The 20,441-nt window shown below is 65.3% G+C and carries 19 protein-coding genes; 13 read left to right on the top strand and 6 right to left on the bottom strand.

The window, feature by feature from the left end; translation table 11 throughout:
• Positions 1-3 precede the first annotated feature (3 nt).
• Together FBZ93_RS05250 and FBZ93_RS05255 are read right to left on the bottom strand one after the other, a co-directional pair.
• Entirely contained in the window at positions 4-768 is a 765-nt protein-coding gene (locus FBZ93_RS05250; RefSeq protein ID WP_246667373.1) for a peptidoglycan-binding domain-containing protein, read from the bottom strand.
• Positions 761-2,572, bottom strand: coding sequence for a PAS domain-containing sensor histidine kinase (locus FBZ93_RS05255; RefSeq protein WP_167528934.1), 1,812 nt, complete (start codon positions 2,570-2,572; stop codon positions 761-763). The genes FBZ93_RS05250 and FBZ93_RS05255 overlap by 8 nt, the downstream gene beginning before the upstream one ends.
• A gap of 433 nt (positions 2,573-3,005) precedes the next feature.
• Here FBZ93_RS05255 and FBZ93_RS05260 point away from each other — a divergent pair, with 433 nt between their 5' ends.
• Together FBZ93_RS05260 and FBZ93_RS05265 are read left to right on the top strand one after the other, a co-directional pair.
• On the top strand, positions 3,006-3,386 hold the full coding sequence (locus FBZ93_RS05260; protein WP_146984901.1) for a DUF5330 domain-containing protein: 381 nt from the start codon (positions 3,006-3,008) through the stop codon (positions 3,384-3,386).
• Positions 3,387-3,530: 144 nt separating this feature from the next.
• Complete coding sequence (locus FBZ93_RS05265) at positions 3,531-3,962, top strand: SufE family protein (protein ID WP_146984902.1); 432 nt, start codon at positions 3,531-3,533, stop codon at positions 3,960-3,962.
• 4 nt (positions 3,963-3,966) lie between these two features.
• On the opposite strand, the gene FBZ93_RS05270 is transcribed toward FBZ93_RS05265, so the two are convergent.
• Together FBZ93_RS05270 and FBZ93_RS40495 are read right to left on the bottom strand one after the other, a co-directional pair.
• Complete coding sequence (locus tag FBZ93_RS05270; protein WP_050420182.1) at positions 3,967-4,380, bottom strand: MucR family transcriptional regulator; 414 nt, start codon at positions 4,378-4,380, stop codon at positions 3,967-3,969.
• A gap of 183 nt (positions 4,381-4,563) precedes the next feature.
• Positions 4,564-5,448 carry a DUF2892 domain-containing protein gene (locus tag FBZ93_RS40495; RefSeq protein ID WP_167528935.1) on the bottom strand — a complete coding sequence of 295 codons (885 nt, stop codon included), beginning with the start codon at positions 5,446-5,448 and terminating at the stop codon, positions 4,564-4,566.
• A gap of 338 nt (positions 5,449-5,786) precedes the next feature.
• Here FBZ93_RS40495 and FBZ93_RS05280 point away from each other — a divergent pair, with 338 nt between their 5' ends.
• Both FBZ93_RS05280 and FBZ93_RS05285 read left to right on the top strand, forming a co-directional pair.
• Positions 5,787-7,436, top strand: coding sequence for a glycosyltransferase family 39 protein (locus FBZ93_RS05280; protein ID WP_146984904.1), 1,650 nt, complete (start codon positions 5,787-5,789; stop codon positions 7,434-7,436).
• 169 nt (positions 7,437-7,605) lie between these two features.
• Positions 7,606-8,385 carry a class II aldolase/adducin family protein gene (locus FBZ93_RS05285; RefSeq protein ID WP_146984905.1) on the top strand — a complete coding sequence of 260 codons (780 nt, stop codon included), beginning with the start codon at positions 7,606-7,608 and terminating at the stop codon, positions 8,383-8,385.
• Positions 8,386-8,489: 104 nt separating this feature from the next.
• On the opposite strand, the gene FBZ93_RS05290 is transcribed toward FBZ93_RS05285, so the two are convergent.
• Positions 8,490-9,890: a M20/M25/M40 family metallo-hydrolase gene (locus FBZ93_RS05290; RefSeq protein WP_146984906.1), complete on the bottom strand. Its 1,401-nt coding sequence runs from the start codon at positions 9,888-9,890 to the stop codon at positions 8,490-8,492.
• Positions 9,891-9,987: 97 nt separating this feature from the next.
• Positions 9,988-11,601, bottom strand: coding sequence for a helicase HerA-like domain-containing protein (locus tag FBZ93_RS05295; RefSeq protein WP_146984907.1), 1,614 nt, complete (start codon positions 11,599-11,601; stop codon positions 9,988-9,990).
• Between the two features lie 355 nt (positions 11,602-11,956).
• Here FBZ93_RS05295 and FBZ93_RS05300 point away from each other — a divergent pair, with 355 nt between their 5' ends.
• The 9 genes from FBZ93_RS05300 to FBZ93_RS05340 all read left to right on the top strand — a co-directional run bounded on the left by FBZ93_RS05300 (position 11,957) and on the right by FBZ93_RS05340 (position 20,371).
• Positions 11,957-12,322 carry a DUF2267 domain-containing protein gene (locus FBZ93_RS05300; RefSeq protein WP_146984908.1) on the top strand — a complete coding sequence of 122 codons (366 nt, stop codon included), beginning with the start codon at positions 11,957-11,959 and terminating at the stop codon, positions 12,320-12,322.
• Positions 12,323-12,377: 55 nt separating this feature from the next.
• Complete coding sequence (locus FBZ93_RS05305; RefSeq protein WP_146984909.1) at positions 12,378-12,785, top strand: DUF4332 domain-containing protein; 408 nt, start codon at positions 12,378-12,380, stop codon at positions 12,783-12,785.
• A 112-nt stretch (positions 12,786-12,897) separates the two neighbouring features.
• Positions 12,898-13,755 carry a dihydropteroate synthase gene (gene folP / locus FBZ93_RS05310; protein ID WP_146985362.1) on the top strand — a complete coding sequence of 286 codons (858 nt, stop codon included), beginning with the start codon at positions 12,898-12,900 and terminating at the stop codon, positions 13,753-13,755.
• Entirely contained in the window at positions 13,752-14,132 is a 381-nt protein-coding gene (gene folB / locus FBZ93_RS05315; protein ID WP_021080795.1) for a dihydroneopterin aldolase, read from the top strand. Before folP ends, folB begins: the two co-directional genes overlap by 4 nt.
• Entirely contained in the window at positions 14,125-14,616 is a 492-nt protein-coding gene (gene folK, locus FBZ93_RS05320) for a 2-amino-4-hydroxy-6-hydroxymethyldihydropteridine diphosphokinase (RefSeq protein WP_146984910.1), read from the top strand. Before folB ends, folK begins: the two co-directional genes overlap by 8 nt.
• Before the next feature lie 107 nt (positions 14,617-14,723).
• A complete protein-coding gene (locus FBZ93_RS05325; RefSeq protein WP_146984911.1) occupies positions 14,724-16,598 on the top strand; it encodes a methylmalonyl-CoA mutase family protein in 1,875 nt (624 codons plus the stop codon).
• Positions 16,595-17,065: a GFA family protein gene (locus FBZ93_RS05330; protein ID WP_050420173.1), complete on the top strand. Its 471-nt coding sequence runs from the start codon at positions 16,595-16,597 to the stop codon at positions 17,063-17,065. The genes FBZ93_RS05325 and FBZ93_RS05330 overlap by 4 nt, the downstream gene beginning before the upstream one ends.
• Before the next feature lie 314 nt (positions 17,066-17,379).
• Positions 17,380-19,536, top strand: coding sequence for a methylmalonyl-CoA mutase (gene scpA, locus FBZ93_RS05335; RefSeq protein ID WP_146984912.1), 2,157 nt, complete (start codon positions 17,380-17,382; stop codon positions 19,534-19,536).
• A 34-nt stretch (positions 19,537-19,570) separates the two neighbouring features.
• The gene (locus FBZ93_RS05340) at positions 19,571-20,371 is read left to right on the top strand and encodes a DUF3298 and DUF4163 domain-containing protein (protein WP_146984913.1); all 801 of its coding nucleotides are present in this window, start codon (positions 19,571-19,573) and stop codon (positions 20,369-20,371) included.
• Positions 20,372-20,441 lie beyond the last annotated feature (70 nt).

The following is a 20,441-nucleotide window of genomic DNA, read 5'->3' on the forward strand; positions in this document are numbered from 1 at the left end:
GCCCTAGTCGATCGGATGCCCGATCATCGTACCGAGTTCGCGCACCAGACGATCGGACATCTGGCCGGTCACCGGCAGCTTGCGTGCGCGCTCGAACTTCGCGATTGCGTGCTGGGTATCGGCGCCGATCGTGCCGGTCGGCTTGAGCTGGCCGTAGCCATATTCGGTCAGCGTCCGCTGGACCGCGGCGATGCGTTTGCCGGCCGGGCTCAGATGCTGTGTCGGGATCGGCGCCGGCGGACGCATGACGCTGGACGGCGTGGCGGCCGGAGACGCTGCGGCCGCCGGCGGCGCGGCGGTCGACTTCAACACGAGGTTGGCCATCGGATCGACCGGCTTGGCTTCAAGCGGCTTCGGTTCCGGCTTGGCTTCAACGGACCTGGTCTCGGCCGGCCTGGTCTCCACCGGCTTCACGTCGACGGGTCTCGACGGCTCCATGGCGGCCGGCTCGACCGATCTGGCCGCAGCCTCGGCGGGACGCGGGCGCGGCATTGGGCTGGTGACCGTGGCAGCTGGGGCCGGCGGCGGCAGCGTCACCACCGAACCGCCGAACATCGGCGACGGATGACGGCCGGCCTGCAGAAACAGCGCGTTGATCAGGATCGCAACGATGGCAGACAGGGCCAGCACGCCGGCGACGAGATCCTTCGGACTGTGCAGCAGCAGGCGCAGCACGAGGCCACGCTCTTCCTCGGCCGCGATGGCCACTGCCTTGGCGCCGCGGCGACGGCGCGGCGTTTCGTCATCATCCAAAGTCTGTCTAGGCACTCTTCTTCACCTGATGGGTTTGCTCTTGGAGACCGGATCGCAGTGCGGGCTTCAGCGTCGAGACATTGCTGGACGGCTCGACGGCGACCGGCGGGGTGAACGCCAGCGGCAGCGCGACCGACACGATGGTGCCCTCACCCACCTTGCTCTCCACATTCATCTCGCCGTGATGCAGGCCGACCAGCCCCTTGACGATCGACAGGCCAAGGCCCGTGCCCTCGTGGCGGCGCTGATAGGTCTTGCCGGCCTGGAAGAACGGATCGCCGATCCGCTTGAGATCGTCGGCGGCGATGCCGACGCCGGTGTCCGAGACCCGCAGCAAGAGCCGCGATCCCTCGACGCCGGCCGACACGGTCACCTTGCCGCCGCGCTCGGTGAACTTGATGGCGTTGGAAACCAGGTTGAGCACGATCTGCTTGAACGCGCGCGGATCGCCGTTCACGACCGGCAGGTCGTCGCCCACGCGGGTCACGAGGTCGACGCCGCTCTCGCGCGCCTTCAACGCCACCAGGTTGCAGCAATTGAGCAGCGCCGGCCGCGGCGCGAACGGCTCCGGCGAAATCTCGAAATTGCCGGACTCCATTTTCGACATGTCGAGGATGCCGTTGACGACGGACAGAAGATGCTGCCCGGAGTCGTTGATGAGCTGGGCGTATTCCTTGCGGCGGGCCGCGTCGAGCCCAAGCACGTCTTCCTGCGCGATCATCTCGGAGAAGCCGATGATGGCGTTGAGCGGGGTGCGCAGTTCGTGGCTCATGGTGGCGAGGAAGCGCGTCTTCGACGCGTCGGCCTGCTCGGCCGCGTTGCGCGCCTGTTCGAGCGCCTGCTCCTGCACCTTGCGATCGGTCACGTCGCGCATCACGGCGACGACTTCCGCATCAGCCGGGGTCTGGTCGAGCGCGCGGCAGCGCATCTCGACCCATATGAATTCGCCGGCGGTCTCGCCGCGCGCACCGTCGCGGCGCACCCGGAACTCGACACTGCGGGACTCGCCGCGCGCGGCGTCCGACAGCGCGGTGAGATAGGCCGGCCGATCGGCGACGTGAACACGGTCGAACAGGCCGTGGCCCGACAGCCGCGACGCCGGCACGCCGAGCATGATCTCGGCCGCGGGCGAAATGAAGCGCACCGCGCCGTTGCGGCTGTGCCGCGACAGAACGTCGCTCATGTTATGCGCGAGCAGCCGATAGCGCTCTTCCTCGACATAGAGCAGCGCGACGCTGGTGCGCGCCAGCGACTCCGCGCCGAAGGCGAGCCCGGCCGCATAGAAGATCGCCGATACCACGCCGAAACCGACCAGCGTGCCGTTCGACGCCACCGCGGGATCGACGGCCGGCAGCACGTGGTAATGTGCCAGCACGCTCAGCAGCGCCGCGCAGATCATCGCCAGCGCAAACGCAAACGCCACCACGCGCCGCGAGGCCGACAGCGCGGCCTCGATCGGAATCACGACGAGCCACACCGCGGCGAACGATGCGATGCCGCCGGTGGTCGCCGCGATCATCATCACGAGACCGGCCAGCGCCAGCGACGACAGCACATGGGCGCCCTCGTAGCGGCCGGTGCGCGACAGGAACCAGGACAGCAGGATCGGCGCGATCAGCCAGGCGAACGCCGCGACCTCGATCGCCGTCGGCGCGCCGCGCATCGCCAGAAAGGCAGGGAACGAAGCCAGCGCCGCCAGGCTGCCGAGCAGCCGCGGCGCCATGAAGGCACGATGGCGCGCACGCGTCAGCGCATCATATTGCGCCGACGGATGCAGCAGCGCATCCAGGCAATCGCGGATCAGACTCAAACTACTCACAGCACTCGCGCTTCGGCTCAATCGTCAAGACAGACGCGCCGGAACGCCTCCTTCGTGATTGCAGGTCAACGTGTCAGAGCGAACTTAAGCGAACGCTAAGGCGCGGTGGCCCGCTGCCGAACACGGTGCATTGGCGAGGCTTCGAGGCTGCCATTCACCGTTCATTTGTCAGGGATGGTGAACGGCTGGTTTCCGGCTGCGACGATCTATGGTTTCGAAATGGTGGACGCGGCGCAGCCGCCTTCTCCGGCGGCCAAAAGCCGTCATCAATCGAAAATTTACGGCGAATCAATTCAGGCGAATTTTCCGCGATTTTTCGGCGGATTTACTTCAATGCAGATACTTCCGATTTATCGACCGATGCTAACCGTGAGGGCAATAGCGGCATCGACCGCGCAAGAAGCAAGACAAGATAGACGACCGGGATCGCGCCATGTTCTTCCTGCTGCGTTTGGCATTCTGGCTCGGGCTTGTGCTCGTGCTGCTGCCGAGAGACAAAACTCCTGAAGCGGACAAGACGCCGCAGATCAGCGCATCGGACGCGGTGTCGGCCGCGACCGCGACGATCAACGACATGGGTCAGTTCTGCAAGCGTCAGCCGTCGGCTTGCGAGGTCGGCGGCCAGGCCGCGACCGCGATCGGCCAGCGCGCGACCGACGGTGCGCGCAAGCTCTACCAGATGATCACCGACAAGAAGCCGCCCGATCACACCGGCTCGATCGGCAAGGACGATACCGATTCTGCCTCCGCGTCCCGCGACACGCTGACCGCGGACGACCAGACCATCGAATTCCGCCTGCCGCCGATGCCGTGAGCGCAAACCAGCGCCCTCTCAAGCGAACTGGCCGCCGGTTCGCGCGAAGAAAACACGTCAAAACCGCAGGGAACCGGTTCCATTTTCGTCGCTTTCGCGGCCCGCCTTCCTATATAAGCCGTCAAGGACAGGACGTGGGCCACGATGACGACGATCGACGAAATCAGGGACAATTTTGCGCTGCTGGACGAGTGGGACGATCGTTACCGCTACGTCATCGAGCTCGGCCGCACCCTCGAACCGTTGTCGGAGGCGGAGCACTCGGCCGAGAACAAGGTGCAGGGCTGCGTCAGCCAGGTCTGGCTGTCGAAGCGGATCGAGCGCGATGCCAATGGCGAGCCGCGCCTGATCTATATCGGCGACAGTGACGCCCACATCGTGCGCGGCCTGGTCGCGATCGTGCTGACGCTGTTCTCCGGGCACTCGCCGCAGCAAATCCTCGACACCGACGCGCTCGCGCTGTTCGACGAATTCGGCTTCCGCGACCATCTGACGCCGCAGCGCTCCAACGGCCTGCGCTCGATGGTCGATCGTATCCGCAACGATGCGCGCGAGGCGCTGGCGTCCGCCGCGTAAGCTGTTACTTCCGCTTCCGCGCCTGCTGGCCGAGTCCCATCTTCTTGGCGAGCTGCGATCGCGCCACCGCGTAGTTCGGCGCCACCATCGGATAGTCGGCCGGCAGCCCCCATTTGTCGCGATACTGCTCCGGGGTCATGTTGTACTGGGTGCGCAGATGGCGCTTGAGCGACTTGAAGCGCTTGCCGTCCTCGAGACACACGAGATATTCCGGCGTGATCGACTTCTTCATCGACACCGCAGGCTTGGCCGGCTCGCTCGGCATGTCGCTGCGCCCACTCGACACCCGCAGCAGCGCGGCATGGACCTGACCGATCAGGTTCGGAATGTCGGAGGCCGGCGTCGGATTGTTGCTGAGATAGGCCGAAACGATGTTGGCGGTCAGTTCGACCGGCGTTTTGCCTGACGTATCGGACATGGCTCAACCTTCCCCGTGCTCTCGACGGCGCGGCGCCGCACGCCGTTCCGGCAGTATCCGCGCGCGACAATACATCAACAGAATCGCGTACTACTTCGCGAATATGAGCGGATTACAGGAAATCTGACAAGAACTGCCGTGTTTTAGACTTCGCGCCGGCCGTTCGCAAGTATTGCCGTAGATCTACGGTCTTTGCTCCAGATGCGAACGGAGCTCGTCGATCGAGGCAAACCGCATCATGCCCTCGGGCATTTGCGCCTCGATCGATCCGTCCGAATAGAGCGAATAGGCCATGCCGTCGACAACGCCCGATTTGAGCACGGTCACCGGGGGCTGCTCCTGCGGCGACGGCGGATGGCCTGATGACGGCGACGCTGCCGCCGACTGCGTCTCACCGAAAGTCGACGGCGTCCGTGGACCGCGCCGCGGGGCGACATCGACCGACCTCGGCCGATCGGCCTTCGGCCATGCGTCGTCGAACGTTGCCGGCGCGGGGTCGGCCGCCGCGGCCGGGCCCGGACGCAGTTCCGGCGACAGCAGATCCGGCGTCAGCGGCTCGGCGGTCCGTGTCTCGGTCCGCTCACGCTCCTTGCGCGAGGAGGAGAACAGCAGATTGCGCCGCTTCGGCGGCGCGCTGCCATCCGCGGGCGCTGCGCCCGGCGCGGGCGGCAGTGCCTCGGCCGGCGTGCCGCGCGTGGCAAGTTCGTCGTGCCAGGGCGGCGGGCTTGCGGCCCCGGGCGCGGCCGGCGGGACCGGCGGGGGTGCGGCGACCTTCGGCTCGCGCGGCGGCGGGAACACCGCATCGTCAGGGGCATTGCGCGGGGAAGTTGCAGGCGGAGCCTCAGCCCTGGCGCCCGCGGCACCGGGCTCGAGCCGCGCGGCGATGATTTGGAGTTCCCCAACCACGGCGGCAAGCGCCAGCACGATCGCGCCCGTGCACACGCCGGTCACGCCTGTCATGATCAAGGTGCCGCCGACGCTGAATTCCTTGTAAGGGATTCCCAAGCCGACCGCCGCCAAGCCCGCCACGACCAGGCCCGCGCCGACGACCAACAGACCAACCTTCATCGAACTAACCCCCGGGAGACCCGACCAAAAATGGGTGTGGGCCACCAACGCCACGATACCGTCATATTGCCCACACCGCCAACCGCCAATTGTAGGCGGAGTTCCCTAAAATCCCGCTTAACCGCGCAAACGTGCGTCTTCCTCGCGGTCACACCAGACGGCGTCGGCGCCCGCTCCCGTAGATTTACTGGCTACGAATTGCTGCCAATTTATTGCAACGCATCTGGGAAATTACGCCACAATTACCAATTACTCGGAAACGGAACTGCGCTATGGATGCCGGGGAATGAGGCCCTAAAGCGCCAAACTGGGCCACAGGCACGCCGGTACCACTAGCTATGTCATCGATTACGACGTCTGCCATCGAGGCGCCTGCGCGGCGCTCCGTGGAGAAGACCTGCGACGATCTCGCATTCCTCGTCCTCGGCGTGGTCGCCGTGGTCGCCGGCCTCACTTTCCGCGACTACGGCCTGGGATGGGACGATTACACCCACGCTGAATATGCCGACCTCCTGCTGCGCATGTACGGGTCCGGGTTCAAGGACACCGGCGCGCTGTCGTTCGCCAACCTCTATATGTACGGCGGCGGCTTCGATATGGCCGCGGCCCTGCTGCACAAGGTCATTCCGCTCGAATTGTTCGAGACGCGCCGCCTGCTCGGCGCGGTCGTCGGCGTCATCGGGCTTGCCGTAACCTGGCGCCTGGCGCGCCGTGTCGGCGGCCCGCTGGCGGGACTGGCGGCGCTGCTGCTGCTGGCGCTGTGCCCGACCTTCTACGGCCACATGTTCATGAACCCGAAGGATGCGCCGTTCGCCGTGGCGATGATCGTCCTGATCCTGGGTCTCGTTCGCCTGATCGAGGAATATCCGGCGCCCTCGCCGCGCACGATCCTGATCGTGGGCCTGGGAGCTGGCCTGTCGATCGGCTGCCGCGTCCTCGGCGGGCTCGCTCTGATCTACGCCGTGGTCGGCTTCATCCCGCTCTTCATCGAGGAATTCCGCAAGCAGGGCGCGCGCGAGGCAACCCACCGCTTTGCCCACGTCGTCTATGTGCTGCTGCCGGGGCTTGTTCTCGGCTATCTCGTGATGGGCCTGATCTGGCCGTGGTCGATCATGGAGCCCGGGCATCCGCTGGAAGCGGTGACCTACTTCTCGCACTTCTTCGAAAAGCCGTGGAAGGAGATGTTCGACGGCGCGCTGGTGTCGGTTCCGGACATGCCGTGGTCCTATCTGCCCACGCTGTTCGCGCTGCAGCTTCCCGAAGTGATGCTGGTGCTGCTGACCGCGGGGGTCGTCGCCAGCTTCATGTCGCTGTCGCGCATCGATGTGACCGCGAAGCGCAAGTCGATCATGCTGATGCTGACGCTGGCGGCGACCTTGCCGCTGGTGATCGCCATGGTGAAGCGGCCGGCGCTCTACAACGGCATCCGTCACTTCATTTTCGTGATCCCGCCGATGGCGGTGCTCGCCGGCGTCGCATTCGCCCGCGGCATGGACTGGCTCGGCGAGAACCGCCGCGCCTGGCAGCCTGCTGCACTCGCGGTGTTCGCGTTCGGCCTGCTGCTGCCGCTCAGCGAAATGATCCGTCTGCATCCGTACCAGTACACGCACTTCAACCATATCGCCGGCACGGTGCGGACCGCCGACAACTTCTTCATGCTGGACTATTGGGGCCTGGCGCTGAAGCAGGCCTCCGACGGGCTGCGCGAGCAGCTGGCCGAGCGGCAGGAAGTGCCGCCGCAGAACCGCAAGTGGAAGGTCGCCGTGTGCGGACCGCAGCGCCCCGCGCAGGTCGCGCTCGGGCCCGACTTTACGATCGGCTGGGACAGCAATGCCGCCGACTTCGCGATGACGCTCGGCGAGTTCTACTGCAAGGGTCTGGCCGCGCCCGTGATGGTCGAGATCAAGCGCGACGATGTCGTGTTCGCCCGCGTCTACGACATCCGCGGCCGCAGCATCTCGAGCCTGCTGGCAATCCCGGCGCCGTAGCGCGCAGCGCGTCCGTTACGCTCCTGCCCACTTCCGGAGCATGATCTCCCGGATCGTGGGCCAGCCGTCGCATGCTGACATGACTGTCACGCCGTTACGCTGCCTTGCCGCGATCCGGCGCCGACGCTAGGTTCGAGGCAGGAAACAGCCATCAACGGAGCAATCGGCCATGTCGCCAGCGGAAGCGCGCCTGAAGGAAGTGCCGTCGAACATGAGTGCGGCGGAATGGGAACAGCGGATCAATCTCGCCGCCTGCTACCGGCTCGTCGCGCTCTATGGCTGGGACGATCTGGTCGATACCCACATCTCCGCCCGCGTGCCGGGGCCCGAGCATCACTTCCTGATCAACCCCTACGGGCTGATGTTCGACGAGATCACCGCCTCGAGCCTGGTCAAGGTCGACCTCGACGGCAACCAGCTCTCGCAGAGCGAGTACAGCATCAACCCGGCCGGCTTCACCATTCACTCGGCGATCCACGAGGTGCGCGAGGATGCCGGCTGTGTGCTCCATCTGCACACGATCGACGGCACCGCAGTGTCGAGCGGCCCCGACGGCCTGCTGCCGTTGAATCAGACCGCACAGCTCGTCACCCACGACCTCGCCTATCATGACTATGAAGGCATCGCGCTCGATCATGACGAGCGCCCGCGCCTGCAGCGCGATCTCGGCAGCAAGAACCACATGCTGCTGCGCAATCACGGCACGCTGACGGTCGGCCGCTCGGTCGCCTCGGCCTTCGAGCGGATGTACCACCTGGAGCGCGCCTGCTCGATGCAGGTGGCGACCCGTGCGCTCGGCCCGATCGCCTACCCGGTCGACCAGCTCGCAATCGACAGGAACACCGAGCTGCTCTCCAACCCCGACCGCGCCGAGTTGCGCTCGACCCAGCTGGTCTGGCCGCCGCTGCTGCGCAAGCTCGACCGGGTCAATCCAGGTTACCGTGATTGAAATTTCACAATCTTCGGGTAGGCTAACCGCCAACACCCTCTGCACTATCGGAATCAAAACGCCGCCCAATCCCGGGCGGCGTTTTTGCGTTCGGGGCCGCTCGCCTATTTGGTGTCGGCGAAGGCGGCCAGGATCCGCGCCCAGGAGCGGATGCCCTTGTGGTAGCTCTTCAGGTCGTACTTCTCGTTCGGCGAATGGATGTTGTCGTCGTCGAGCCCGAAGCCGACCAGCACGCTATCGAGGCCGAGCGTGCGCTTGAAGTCGGCGACGATCGGGATCGAGGCGCCGGAGCCGATCAGCAGCGCCTCCTTGCCCCATTCGTCGGTCAGCGCGCGGCGGGCGGCCGCCAGCGGCTTCATGTTCCAGTCGAGCGCGATCGCCGGCGCTGAGGAATGATCGGTGAACTCGGCCTTGCAGTCCGCCGGCACGCGCGCCTTCACATAATCGCGGAACGCCTGTCGGATCTTCTCGGGATCCTGTCCCTCGACCAGGCGGAACGAGACCTTCGCCGACGCCTCGGCCGCGATCACCGTCTTTGAGCCCTCGCCGGTATAGCCGCCGATGATGCCGTTGATGTCGCAGGTCGGCCGCGAGGAGACCTGCTCGATCAGCAGCCGATCCTTTTCGCCGGCTGGCACCGAGAGGCCGATCGGCTTGAGGAACGTCTCCGGCGTCAGATTGAGTTGCTTCCACTGCGCCAGGATGTCCGGCGGCAGATCCTTCACGCCGTCATAGAAACCGGGGATGGTGATGTGGCCGTTGTCGTCATGCAGGCCGCCGAGAATCCGCGTCAGCACGCGGATCGGGTTCTGCGCGCCGCCGCCGAACACACCTGAATGCAGGTCGCGATTGGCGGCCTTGATCTTGACCTCGTCATAGACCAGGCCGCGCAGCGAGGTCGTGATCGCCGGCGTGTTGGGGTCCCACATGCCGGTGTCGCAGACCAGCGCGAAGTCGGCCTTGAGCTCGGCCTTGTTCGCCTCGAGGAACGGCACGAAATTCTTCGAGCCGATTTCCTCCTCGCCCTCGATGACGATGGTGATGTCGACTGGCAGCGATCCCGTGACATTCTTCCAGGCGCGGCAGGCCTCGACGAAGGTCATCAACTGTCCTTTGTCGTCCTCGGCGCCACGCGCGACGATGATCTTGCGCCCGTCGGCATGGTCGGTCACCACGGGCTCGAACGGCGGACGGTGCCAGAGATTCAAGGGATCGACCGGCTGCACATCATAGTGGCCGTAGAACAGCACGTGCGGGCGCCCGTCGGTTGAGCCGTTCAGCTTGCCGACCACGGCCGGATGGCCGGCGGTCGGACGCACCTCGGTCTTGAAGCCGAGGGTTGCGATATCCTTCGCAAGATGATCGGCAGCCGCCTTGCAGTCATTGGCAAAGGCCGGATCGGCCGAGATCGATTTGATCCGCAGCAGCGTGAACAGCCGCTCGAGACTGTTGTCGAAATCGGCATCGATGCGGTCGAGAACGGGCTGCAGCTTGGCGTTGGACATCGCGGATATCCTTTTTGTTTGGACATTGCGCCGAGTTGTAGCGCGCCGGCCGCCCGAGGCAAAGCTGGTTGCCTGCTCCGGTCGGATCGTCGCGATGCTACCTGCGCAGGATTCCGCCGAGCGCGCCGCGAACCAGCGCGCGACCGATCGAGCCGCCCACCGACCCACCGACGGACTTGCCGAGATCCGCGACCACGCCGCCGACCACCTTGTCGGTGACCGAGCGCGTGACGTTGCGCGCGATCACCTGCCCGGTCGAGAGCCGGCCGCGTTTGACATTGGTGCCGAAGATCGTGGCGGCGATCGCGCCGATCTGGCCGAGGATGCCGCCACCAGCGCCACCATCGGCCGGCGCCGCCGCGCCCGACAGCCGCTTCTGGATGATCTCGTAGGCGGATTCGGCGTCGATCGCGGTGTCGTATTTGCCCTTCACCGGGCTCGCATCCATGATCGCCTTGCGTTCCTCCGGCGTGATCGGCCCGATCCGCGCCGACGGCGGCCGCACCATGACGCGCTCGACCATCGACGGCGTGCCGCCGCCCTCGAGGAACGAGACCAGTGCCTCGCCCTTGCCGAGCTCCATGATCACGCGTGCGGTATCGAGCTTCGGATTGGGCCGGAAGGTCTGTGCGGCCGCGGCGACCGCCTTCTGGTCGCGCGGCGTGAAGGCGCGCAGCGCGTGCTGCACGCGGTTGCCGAGCTGCGCCAGCACTTTGTCCGGCACGTCGATCGGATTCTGCGTGACGAAATAGACGCCGACGCCCTTGGAGCGGATCAGCCGCACCACCTGCTCGATCTTGTCCATCAGCGCCTTCGGCGCATCGGTGAACAACAGATGCGCCTCGTCGAAGAAGAACACCAGCTTCGGCTTCGGCAGGTCGCCGGCCTCCGGCAATTCCTCGAACAGTTCCGACAGCATCCAGAGCAGGAACGTGGCGTAAAGCCGCGGGCTCTGCATCAGCTTGTCGGCAACGAGAATATTAACCATGCCGCGGCCGTCGCGGTCGGTTCGCATGAAATCCTTCAGTGTCAGCGCCGGCTCGCCGAAGAACTTCGCGCCGCCCTGGTTCTCGAGCACCAGAAGCTGGCGCTGGATCGTTCCGACCGTCGCCTTCGACACATTGCCATAGCTCTGCGCGGCCTTGCGGATCGACGCCAGCGGATCTTCGGCGTCGTCCGCGCCCTTCTTGCTGCCGTCGGGTGCGATCGCATCCAGCAGGGCCCGCAGATCCTTCATGTCGATCAGCGCGAGGCCATTCTCGTCGGCGACACGAAAGGCAACGTTGAGCACGCCCTCCTGTACGTCGTTCAGATCGAGCATCCGCGACAGCAGCAGCGGCCCCATCTCGGTGACGGTGGCGCGCACCGGATGGCCCTGCTCGCCGAACACGTCCCAGAACACGGTCGAGAATTGATCGGGCTGGAAGGTCAAGCCCATTTCCTGGGCGCGCTTCACAATAAAGTCCTTGGCCTCTCCGACCTCGGAGATACCGGAGAGATCGCCCTTGATGTCGGCTGCGAAAACCGGAACGCCGGCGCGCGCAAATCCCTCGGCCATCACCTGAAGCGAGACAGTCTTGCCGGTTCCGGTCGCGCCGGTAACAAGGCCATGCCGGTTGGCCAGCGCCAGCGTCAGCCAGGCTGTCTCCTGACCCTTGCCGATAAAAATCTTCTCGTCGGTATCGGCCGACTTGTTGTCGGAGGTCGTCATCGCTTCGCCTCTTCGCGCAGATTAGATACGTTCGATCGTCGAATCCGGCATCAATCGTTCGAACCGATGCCATCATATTGCATCTTGCAGGTGGATTAAAACTATTGACGGATGCCGACGTATGTTGTCGCCCAGTGGTTCCTCATACTTTATTCCCGGCCAAGTGACGAAAGGCATTGCGCATTGCGACAAGATGGTGTGAATCCGCCGCTCACTCTTGCAGCGAGGCAACAGTCACAACGCGATCGAAAAAGAAAACGAACTGAAATGCGCGGATCGCTTGTATTTCGTGACACAGGCGCTCAAGATAAATCCTCAAGAACGATCCGGCAAAGTCCGGTTGAGGCGGGGCAAGATGGACGAACTGGTTGGACAGCTGGCCGCGAAGGCCGGCATCGATAGCGCTGTCGCTGAAAAAACCATCGGCATCGTTCTTAGTTTCCTCCGTAACGAGGGACCTTCCGACAAAGTCCAGGCTCTGATCGACCAAATCCCCGGCGCCGAAGCGGCTATTGCCGCCTCCAACAACAGCGGCGGTCTGTCGCGGTTGATGGGTGGCGGGCTGATGGCTGTCGGCACCCGGCTCATGTCGCTTGGCTTGAGCATGGGTGAAATTCAAAACGTCGCGCGTGAACTTTTCAAGTTCGGCCGCGACAAAATCGGAGCGGATCAAATGGGCGAGATCATCTCGGGGACGCCGGGCCTCAGCCAGTTTGCCTGAAGCACCTCCCCACGCCCTTTGCACGTGCGCTCCCTTCTACCTGCATACGAGTATCATGACATACCCCCTCTCCGAGATCGAAGGCCTGTCCGCCTATTGCGCCACCAAACTGAAATCACAGGGTATCCGCACGACCGACGCGCTGCTTGAAGCCGCCCGCACCGTCAAGGGACGCAAGGCGCTCGCCGCCAAGACCGGGATCAGCGAACAACAACTGCTCGAATGGGCCAACATCTCCGACTACATGCGGATTCCCGGGATGGGCAAGGCGAAGGTCGGCCTGGTCCGCGCCGCCGGCGTCACCACGGTGCGCGAGCTCGCCCACCGCAACCCGTCGCGGCTGGCGCAGAGCATGAAGGACGCCAATGTGCGGCGTAAGCTCGTCCGCGTGATGCCTTCCGAGAAGTCAGTCGAGCTGCTGATTGAAGAGGCACGCAAGCTGCCTCCCAAAATCAGCTACTAGCGGCACCTATTAGCACCGCCTATTAGCCTGCCTTAACGGCATTCGGCGCCGCGCTTGCCAGCCATCATCACGACACCTTGACTTGGCGCTGCCGTCAGCGCAAAGCCTGCGCATGATGGCGACCAAGCCCATAGCATCTGTCGTGACCGGCCCGGCCGTATCAACGGTGCTGCCGGCGCTGCTGTCGCGGCCCTATCCGGCTGTGATGGGCATCCTGAACGTGACGCCGGACTCGTTCTCCGACGGCGGCCAGTTCATCGCGCCCGATCAGGCGCTGGCGCAGGCCCGCAAGCTGATCGCCGACGGCGCCGACATCATCGACATCGGCGCGGAATCGACCCGACCCTATGGCTCGCAGCCCGTCACCGCCGAGGCCGAAATGGCGCGGCTGCAGCCGGTGCTGGCCGAGGTGATCGCGCTCGGCGTGCCGGTCTCGATCGACAGCATGAAGTCGGAGGTGGTGGCCTGGGCGCTCGACCAGGGTGCTGCGATCGCCAACGACGTCTGGGGCCTGCAGCGCGACGCCGGCATGGCGGCCGTCGTCGCCGCACGCGGCGTGCCGGTGATCATCATGCACAATCGCGAGAGTGCCGATCCCGCAATCGACATCATGCAGGATATCGCCGCGTTCTTTGAACGCTCGCTCGAGATTGCGGCGAGTGCCGGCATTGCGCCCGACAAGATCGTACTCGATCCCGGCATCGGCTTCGGCAAGACCCAGGAGCAGAGCATGACCGCGCTGGCGCGGCTCTCCGAGCTCGACACGTTCCGCCTGCCGGTGCTGGTCGGCGCCTCGCGCAAGCGCTTCATCAGCACGGTCGTGCCGTCCGAGCCGCAGCAGCGGATCGGCGGCTCGCTCGCCGCGCACCTGATCGCCGCGCGGAACGGCGCCCGCATCATCCGCGCGCATGACGTCGCCGAAACCGTTCAGGCGCTACGGGTGGCCGCGGCAATCGAGGGACAGCAATGACCGACACGATCTTCATCACCGGGATCGTCATCCATGCCCGTCATGGCGTGATGGAACACGAGACCGAGGTCGGACAGCGCTTCGTCATCGACCTCGAGCTCTACACCGACCTCTCGGAATCCTCGCGCACCGACCGTCTCTCCGACACGGTCTCCTATTCCAACGTGGTGGCGACCGCGACCTCGGCGTTCAAGAACACCAATTACAAGCTGCTGGAGCGCGCCGCCGGTGCGGTGGCCGAGGACATCCTGGCGACCTTCCCGCGTGTCAGGGCGGTCAAGGTCACCGTGCACAAGCCGCATGCGCCGATCGCCGCGATCTTCGACGATGTCGGCGTGGTGCTGACCCGCTCGCGGCATCCGCTGCCACATGGCTGACGTCCTGATCGCACTCGGCGGCAATGTCGGCGACGTCCGCGCGACGTTTCGCAAGGCGATCGCCAATATCTGCGGCATGACGCAGGCCGCACTCGTGGCACGCTCGTCGGACTATTCGACGCCGCCTTGGGGCGATCAGCAGCAGGACAGCTTCATCAATGCCTGCATCGAGATCGACACCAGCCTCGATCCGCACGCGCTGCTGTTCACCTTGCACAAGATCGAAACCAAATTCGGCCGCGACCGCAGGAACGAGCAGCGCTGGGGGCCGCGCACCCTCGACCTCGATTTGATCGCCTATGACGACGTCACACTCGACAAGCCGGAACTGACGCTGCCGCACCCGCGTTTGTTCGAGCGTGCCTTCGTGCTGGTGCCGCTGGCCGAGATCGTTCCCGACCACGTCATCGCCGGGCGCCGCGTCGCGGATGCGCTGGCAAACGTCTCTACCGACGGTATTTTCCGCCTTGCGGACCTCGATTAAAAGTCGAACGGCCGCAAACAAAAGTTTGGCTTGGCCGCCCGCCCGTGGCAATTTCCGGCCAAATCAAAGGGCCCTCATGCTGGGCCGGTGAAGGACAATTTGGGCGGATGACGACCTCGACCGACGACTTGCCTCTGGCTTCGGATTTTCCGGCTGCGACCTATGACGACTGGCGCAAGCTGGTCGACGGCGTGCTGAAGGGCGCCCCGTTCGAGAAGCTGGTCGGCAAGACCTATGATGGCGTGAAGATCGATCCGATCTACCGCCGCGCCACCAACGCCAGTCCGCTTCCGGGCCGCGCCGCCGCGTTGCCCTGGCATATCCTGCAGCGGGTCGACCATCCCGATGCCGCGCAGGCCAATGCGCAGGCGCTGCATGATCTCGAGAACGGCGCGACCGGCCTCGAATTCGAGTTCGCCGGCGGTCCCGGCACCCGCGGCTTCGGCCTCGCCGATGCCAGCAAGAAGACGCTGGCGCGCGCCTGCGGCGGCATCCATCTCGATGCCGGCATCATGATCGCGCTCAACCCGGTGATCGGACGCGAGAACGCCGGCGAGACGTTCGCCGACATGGTCGAGGCCCGCAAGCTCGACCCGGCCAAGCTCGACCTGCATTTCAATTACCAGGCGCTCAGCACCATGGCGGTGCGCGGTGCCGCGGCCATCGCCTGGCCCAACTACGAAAAATCGTTCGGCCAGGTCGTCAACGGCCTGATCAAGCGCGGCTTCAAGGGGCCGTTCGTGCTGGCCGACGGGCGGCCGGTTCACGATGCCGGCGGCTCCGAGGTACAGGAGCTCGCCTTCACGCTCGCACTCGGCCTCGCCTATCTGCGCATGCTCGAAGCTGCCGGGATCGACCTCGATGCGGCGCGCGCCGCAATCTCGTCCCGCCTCAGCGCCGATGCCGACCAGTTCCTGACCATGGCGAAATTCCGCGCGCTGCGGCTGTTGTGGGCGCGGGTCGAGCAAGCCTGCGGCCTCACGCCAAAACCGATCTTCGTCAACGCCCAAACCGCCTGGCGGATGCTGACCCAGCGCGACCCCAATGTGAATATGCTGCGTGCGACGATCGCGACGTTTGCGGCCGGGCTCGGCGGCGCCAATGCGATCACCGTGCTGCCGCACACTCTGGCGCTCGGTCTGCCCGACGATTTCGCACGGCGCGTCGCGCGCAACACGCAGCTCGTGCTGCTCGACGAGTCCAACCTCGCCAAAGTGTCCGATCCGGCCGCAGGCGCCGGCGGCATCGAAACCTTGACCTCGCAGCTTTGCGAGGCGGCGTGGGCGCTGTTCCAGGAGATCGAGAAGGCCGGCGGCATTTTCCCCGCGCTCGAGCAGGGGCTGCTGCAAAACAAGGTCGCCGCGACGCGGGCGCAGCGCGAAACCAATGTGGCGAAGCGCCGCGACGTGCTGACCGGCGCCAGCGAATTCCCGAACCTGTACGAAGACGTCCTCGCGGTGCTGGACGTCAACCCGTCAGCCCCGGTGTCATCAGCCGGAGCCAAGGTGACCTTCGATGCCCTCGCGCCGATGCGGCTCGCCGCGCCGTTCGAGGCGCTGCGCGACAAGTCCGACGCCGCGCTGAAGGTGCGCGGCTCACGGCCGAAGATTTTCCTCGCCAATCTCGGCACGCCGGCGGATTTCACGGCCCGCGCGACCTTCGCCAAGAGTTTCTTCGAGACCGGCGGGATAGAGGCCATCGACAGCGAGGGCTTTGCCGACGCGGCGGCGCTGGCCGCGGCCTTTAAGGCCTCGGGCGCCGCGATGGCGTGCATTTGTTCCTCCGACAAGGTCTATGCCCTCAGCGCCGCGGAGGCCGCCAAGGCCCTTCACGGCGCCGGAGCAAGGCATATCTATCTGGCAGGGCGGCCCGGCGACCAGGAAGCGGCGCTGCGGGCGGCCGGCATCGGTGAGTTCGTCTTCGCCGGCGGTGATGCGCTGGCGACATTGCGCGACGCCTATCGGCGGATGGAGCAGGCATGACGGCAGAGGCACCAGCAAAACCCGTTCTGACTGGCGGCTGCCAGTGCGGCGCCGTGCGCTTTGCGGTGTCCGCGGCACCGAACCGGGTCAGCATCTGCCACTGCCGGATGTGCCAGAAGGCCTCCGGTGCGCCGTTCGCCTCGTTCGCCGACATCAACAAGGAGGATTTCGCCTGGACCCGCGGCAAGCCGGCGGCGTTCAAATCCTCGTCGATCGCCGAGCGCGACTTCTGCGCCGCCTGCGGCACGCCGCTCAGCTTCCGCCGGATCGACGGCCCCCGGATCGAGATCATGACCGGCGCCTTCGACCGGCCCGACCGGGTGATCCCGACGCAGCAGTTCGGAACCGAGTCCCGCCACGGCTGGGTTGTCGGCATCGCCAACCTGCCGAGCCAGACCACGATGCAGAATTACGGACCGGACAAGATGGCGACCATCGTCAGCCACCAGCATCCGGATCATGATTGAGATGCCGGGCGACCTGAATGAATGATATCGTTCTCGGAAACATGACAGGTTTCGCGGATGCTCGAACTGGCTCCGGGTCCACGTTCCGATCTCGTGCAACTCGACGATGCTGCGCTCGCCGATCGGCTGGACCGGGCTTGGGAAGGACTAGAGGACGCAAGAAAGCGTCATGGCTGGTTCTTTCGACTCGCGCTGCCGCGGTGGTCACCAAGGACGATTGTCAGGGACCCACGCGACTACTGGTATCCGTCACACATAGTGAGCGAAATCCGCGACATCCTTCGCGAGATTGAAAGACGCACGCAGGCAAGAATATGACCCGCATTCCCAATTTCGCCGACGTCGCCTTCCAGCCCGTTGCCGCCGCCGCGCCGGCCGCGAGCGCCGAGCCGTGGCTGACGCCCGAGGGCATCCCGGTGAAGTCCGTCTACAGCGAGGCGGATCTCGAAGGCATCGACTTCCTCGAGACCTGGCCGGGGATCGCGCCCTATCTGCGCGGCCCTTACCCGACCATGTACGTCAACCAGCCCTGGACCATCCGGCAATATGCCGGCTTCTCCACGGCGGAGGACTCAAACGCGTTCTATCGCCGCAACCTCGCGGCAGGCCAGAAGGGCCTGTCGGTGGCGTTCGACCTCGCCACCCACCGCGGCTATGACTCCGATCATCCTCGCGTCTCCGGCGACGTCGGCATGGCCGGTGTCGCGATCGATTCCATCTACGACATGCGCACGCTGTTCGCCGGCATCCCGCTCGACCAGATGAGCGTGTCGATGACCATGAACGGCGCGGTGCTGCCGATCCTCGCACTGTTCGTCGCGGCCGCCGAGGAACAGGGCGTGCCGCCGGAGAAGCTGTCGGGCACCATTCAGAACGACATTCTGAAAGAGTTCATGGTGCGCAACACCTACATCTATCCGCCGGCGCCTTCGATGCGGATCATCTCCGACATCTTCGCCTACACCTCGCAGCGGATGCCGAAATACAATTCGATTTCGATCTCCGGCTACCACATGCAGGAGGCCGGCGCGACGCAGGACCTCGAGCTCGCCTATACGCTCGCCGACGGCGTCGAATATCTGCGCGCGGGCTTGGCCGCCGGGCTCGACGTCGATCGTTTTGCCCCCCGCCTCTCCTTCTTCTGGGCGATCGGCATGAACTTCTTCATGGAAGTCGCCAAGATGCGCGCGGCGCGGCTGCTATGGGCCAAGCTGCTGAAGCAGTTCAATCCGAAGGACCCGCGCTCGCTCAGCTTGCGCACGCATTGCCAGACCTCGGGCTGGTCGCTGACCGCGCAGGACGTGTTCAACAATGTGATGCGCACCACCATCGAGGCGATGGCGGCGACGCAGGGCCACACCCAGTCGCTGCACACCAACGCGCTCGACGAAGCGCTCGCGCTGCCGACCGATTTCTCGGCGCGCATCGCCCGCAACACGCAATTGTTCCTGCAACAGGAGAGCGGCACCAACCGCATCATCGATCCCTGGGGCGGCTCCTATTATGTCGAGCGGCTGACGCAGGATCTTGCGGAAAAGGCCTGGGGTCACATCCAGGAGGTCGAGGCGCTCGGCGGCATGGCCAAGGCGATCGAGGCCGGCGTGCCGAAGCTCAGGATCGAGGAGGCCTCCGCCAAGACCCAGGCGCGGATCGATGCCGGCCGGCAGGCGGTGATCGGCGTCAACAAGTTCAAGCCCGAGAATGAGCGGCCGATCGACGTCTTGAAGGTGGAGAACTCCACCGTGCGGCGGTTGCAGATCGACAAGCTGGCGCGGCTCAAGAAGGAGCGCAACCAGACCGACGTCGATGCGGCGCTGGCCGCGCTCACCCGCTCGGCCGGCGAAGGCAACGGCAATCTGCTGGCGCTGGCGATCGACGCTGCGCGCGCGAAAGCCACCGTCGGCGAGATTTCGGACGCGATGGAAAAGGTGTTCGGCCGCCACCGCGCCGAGATCAAGTCCATCACCGGCGTCTACAAGCGAGAGGCAGCGGCGATGTCCAACAAGGTCGAAAAGGTGCAGGCGCTGATAGACGCCTTCGAGGAGGCCGAAGGCCGCCGCCCGCGCATCCTGGTCGCCAAGATCGGCCAGGACGGCCATGACCGCGGCCAGAAGGTGATCGCATCCGCCTTCGCCGATGTCGGCTTCGACGTCGATATCGGGCCGCTGTTCGCAACCGCCGACGAAGCCGCCCGCCAGGCGGTCGAGAACGACGTTCACATTCTCGGCGTCTCCTCGCTCGCCGCCGCCCATCTCACCGCGGTGCCGGAACTGAAGGCCGCGCTGAAGAAGCACGGCCGCGAGGACATCATGATCATCATTGGCGGCGTGGTGCCGCCGCAGGATTACGACGCGCTGTACAAGGCCGGCGCCGAAGCGATCTACCCGCCCGGCACCGTGATCTCCGATGCAGCCGAGGAGCTGATCCACAAGCTCAACGCACGGCTCGGCCATAGCGCGGCGGCGGAGTAGCGTCGCCGCGTCCCCCTCCCGTCAGGAGTTTTCCATGCGCGCCGCCCGCTTGATGACGCCTGCCCGCATCATGGGCCTGGCCGGCCTCGTGGCCTGTCTCTGCCTTCCAGCGCGCGCCGCCGATCAAAAGCCCGACGCCACCATCAAGAATGCGAGCATCGAGGCCAGCGTCTATCTCGACGACAAGATCAAGGCCGATCACGCGCTGGCGGTGGATTGCCTCGCCGAAGGCAAGAAGTGGATCGACAAGAACGCCGCCGAGGCTGCGAACGACCGCAAGCAGGAGCCAGATCTCTTCAAGGAACGCGGCGGCTATTCCTTCGAGCGCAAATATTCGGTGCGCTCCGTCGTCGACGGCCGCTATGTCAGCGTGCTGCGCGACGACTACATGAACACTCTGGGCGCGCATCCGAACTCCGACGTCAATACGATCCTGTGGGATACGACCGAGAAGAAGCGTATCAGCATCCGCCCCTTCTTCACCGAGACAGCGGACAACGGACCCACCCTGACGGCGATGCGTAAGGCCGTCGTCAGCGCCCTGAATGCCGAGAAGAAGCGGCGCGATGCCGGCGAGACGGCAACCGCCGAATGGTACAAGGAGCTGAAGCCGACCCTGCTCAAGATCGGCGCCGTGACGCTGGCGCCGTCGACCGTGTCAGGCAAGAGCTCCGGCCTCACCTTCCACTACCCGCCTTACGCGGTCGGCCCCTACGCCGAAGGTCAGTATGTGATCTTCGTGCCGTGGGAGACGCTGAAGCCATATCTGACGCCGGAAGGCGCAAAAATCTTCGCCGGCGCGCGGCCGAAGGGCGACGCCGACGATCAGCAATAGAGCTTCATCAACAGGCCGCGCCGGCGCCGATCCGCGTTCCCCTCGCCTGCAATGGCCAGCCGTTGTAAAG

Source organism: Bradyrhizobium macuxiense (genome assembly GCF_007993935.1).
Lineage (GTDB): Bacteria > Pseudomonadota > Alphaproteobacteria > Rhizobiales > Xanthobacteraceae > Bradyrhizobium > Bradyrhizobium macuxiense_A.